Annotated in this window: 2 protein-coding genes; one reads left to right on the top strand and one right to left on the bottom strand. The window is 71.5% G+C overall.

Annotation, left to right across the window (positions count from 1 at the left end; translation table 11 throughout):
* Positions 1-15: 15 nt before the first annotated feature.
* Complete coding sequence (locus D7W79_RS41360) at positions 16-1,212, top strand: glycosyltransferase family 2 protein (RefSeq protein ID WP_120530670.1); 1,197 nt, start codon at positions 16-18, stop codon at positions 1,210-1,212.
* 101 nt (positions 1,213-1,313) lie between these two features.
* Here the strand turns inward: D7W79_RS41360 and D7W79_RS41355 are convergent, their stop codons facing one another.
* The gene (locus tag D7W79_RS41355) at positions 1,314-2,180 is read right to left on the bottom strand and encodes a CHAP domain-containing protein (RefSeq protein WP_120530669.1); all 867 of its coding nucleotides are present in this window, start codon (positions 2,178-2,180) and stop codon (positions 1,314-1,316) included.
* Positions 2,181-2,284: the final 104 nt, after the last annotated feature.

Here is a 2,284-nt window from a genome sequence, read left to right as displayed (position 1 = left end):
TGGGAGGGTGGGTCGATGGCGGAGGTCTTCTTCTGGTGCGCGGCGCTGGCGCTGGTGCACACGTATTTTCTCTATCCCTTGAGCCTGTTCGCCCTGGAGGGCGCGGCGCAGGTCTTCCAGAACCTGCGGAAGGTGCGCTCGGGTGAGGCCGGCCGGGCGGGCGTCAGGGCCGGGCCGCCGCCGTCGGTGAGCCTGGTGGTGGCCGCCTACAACGAGGCGAGCTGCATCGAGTCGAAGCTGAAGAACAGCCTGGCGCTGGACTACCCCGCGGACCGCTTCGAGGTCGTCATCGGCTCGGACGGCTCCACGGACGGCACGGACGGGCTCGTGCAGAAGTGCACCGACCCCCGCGTGCGGCTGTCGCCCGCGGCCCGCGCCGGCAAGACGACGGTGCTCAACCGCTGCATCCCGTCCGCGCACGGCGACATCGTGCTCCTGTCGGACGCGAACACGATGATCGAGCCGGACGCGGTCCAGAAGATCGTCCGCCACTTCGAGGACCCGGAGGTCGGCGCCGTCTGCGGCAAGCTGCGCCTCTACAACCCCACGAAACAGGACTACGAGGAGAGCGCCTACTGGAGCTACGAGTCCCTCATCAAGATGTACGAGGGCCGGCGCGGCGCGGTGGTGGGGGCCAACGGCGGCCTCTACGCCATCCGGCGCTCGCTCTTCACGCTGCTGCCGCCGTCCACCATCGTGGATGACTTCGTGATTCCGCTGCGCATCCTGGAGAGCGGCTTCAAGGTCGTCTACGAGGAGGGCGCCGTCGCCCACGAGGAGACGACGGAGGACTACGACAAGGAGTTCGGCCGGCGCGCGCGCATCGCGGCGGGCAACTTCCAGAGCCTGCGCCTCGTGCCCGGGCTGCTCTTGCCCACCGCGGGCTTCCCCGCGTTCGCCTTCTGGTCGCACAAGCTGCTGCGCTGGTGCGCTCCCGCGCTGATGGCGGCGGCGCTCATCGCGAACCTGTTCCTGCTCGACAGCCTGTTCTACCGGGTCACGCTGGGCGCGCAGCTGGGCTTCTATGCCCTGGCGTACCTGGGCCGCTCCGGTGTCTTCAAGAGCGGCGCGGCGAAGAAGGCCACGTCCATCGCGTACTACTTCGTGACCATGAACATGGCCATCGCCGTGGGCTTCTGGCGCTTCCTGCGCAACTCGCAGCGCGCCGCGTGGGACCGCACCGCCCGCGTGCCGACCTCCACGTCGACCTGACCTTCACCCGCTTTGGCAGTGCAGGCCCGTCGGTTCCCCGCGGCGCTCCGGCTGGTTCCGGAAGCGCACGGATGGAATCGACGGGCTTTCCTTTTGGGGCCCTACCGGGCCGCGACCGCCATGGGCTTCGTCGTACCCGAGGGCAGCACGCTGCCGAACGCGGCGAAGAGCTGGCCGGTGAGCACGTGCGGCTGGCCGGGCGCGGGGCTTCGCAGCATGTCGTTGAGCACCTCGCCCGTCTTCGGATCGCGGGGCAGGTGGGGGCGCGCCAGGTTCATCCGGTAGCGCACCACGCCGCGCTTCACGCGGTGGATGACGGTGACGGTGCCGTCCGCGTCCACGCCGTCCACCAGCCCCACGTGGGTGAGGCCGTCGTTGCGCCGGCCGTCGCGGTTCTGATCATACGTCTCGCGGAAGAACACCAGGTCGCCCGGCACGGGGCGCCCGTCCGTGTACACGCGGCCGTTCGCCCGGGCGTAGCGGTAGAGCGCGGTGACGCCGTTGTCCCCGGGCTTCAGCGTGCCCCGGAACTTCACGCCCGCCTGGGCGTACGTGGCCTCGATGAGCGCCGTGCAGTCCGCCGGGTAGCGCCGGCCGTTCACCTGCACCGTGGACTGGCCCACCAGGGCGCGCGCCGTGGCCAGCACGCGCTCGCGCGGGTTGCCCGTGGGGGCGGGGCTGGCGGGCGTCTGCTTCGCGGGCGTGACGGTGGGGCGCGGCTTCGCGGAGGCCCTGGCCGGAGCGGGGGCCTTCGCCACCGCCGGCGCCTTGCTGGGGGCGGAGGCCTTCGCGGGGGCGCGGGGGCTCTCGCGGACCGCGACCTCCGAGGACAGCGCGGCGCGCGGGAAGGCGGGCGCGGAGGCGGAGCGGTAGCGCACCGGATCCGCCGCCACCCAGGCGCCCACGGGGGAGCCGGTCGCACAGCCCGTCGTCATCGCCAGCATCGCCATCCATGCGCCCAGCTTCATGGCCACCTCGTCCTGTAGCGTCCTGGCCCAGAGGCTCCCTCCGCTGGTGCGTGTAGGCAAGAAAACCACCCAGGCAACCGGGCGGGGCGGCTCGGGTTTTCGAC

Origin of the sequence: Corallococcus exercitus, from assembly GCF_003611585.1 — a bacterium.
GTDB lineage: Bacteria > Myxococcota > Myxococcia > Myxococcales > Myxococcaceae > Corallococcus > Corallococcus exercitus.
Note: the sequence above shows the minus strand (reverse complement) of the source record. Positions and strands in the feature narration are given on the sequence as shown.

Coding starts and splice junctions, on each gene's coding strand:
- D7W79_RS41355 (WP_120530669.1), bottom strand. CDS start 2,180: ATGAAGCTGGGCGCATGGATGGCGATGCTGGCGATGACGACGGGCTGT.
- D7W79_RS41360 (WP_120530670.1), top strand. CDS start 16: ATGGCGGAGGTCTTCTTCTGGTGCGCGGCGCTGGCGCTGGTGCACACG.